Here is a 406-nt window from a genome sequence, read left to right on the forward strand (position 1 = left end):
AATGAAAAATTTTTCTATAGATCCCAGCACATGGGAGGGACTAGCTGATGACAGAGTTGTGTGGAAAGCCAAATTACGAAAGGGCGCAGAGTCTTTTGAGAAGAGACTTATGTACGAGCTGAACGACAAGAGAGAAAAGCGAAAACTCAGAAGTTGTCACAGTAAAACACTTGCCAATTGACCGTCTGTAAAACACTTGCCAACTGACCGTCTGTAAAACACTTGCCAATTGACCGTCTGTAAAACACTTGCCAATTGACCGTCTGTAAAACACTTGCCAACTGACCGTCTGTAAAGACGAAAAAGACCATATATATAAACACCAAGCTCTTCAACAAGAGCTTCACTAAGATGTGTCTTTCATAAACAGCGTCGATTGTTAAACACAGAATAATCACGTCAGATT

General features: G+C 40.6%; 1 protein-coding gene. It reads right to left on the bottom strand.

Going from position 1 to position 406, the window contains the following annotated elements; all coding sequences use genetic code 11:
• Positions 1–146: 146 nt before the first annotated feature.
• Positions 147–406: hypothetical protein (locus tag AC1VNY_RS42815; RefSeq protein WP_482409725.1), on the bottom strand; the 260-nt coding region annotated here is incomplete at its 5' end.

The sequence above is a fragment of the Bradyrhizobium ferriligni genome, from assembly GCF_056837965.1.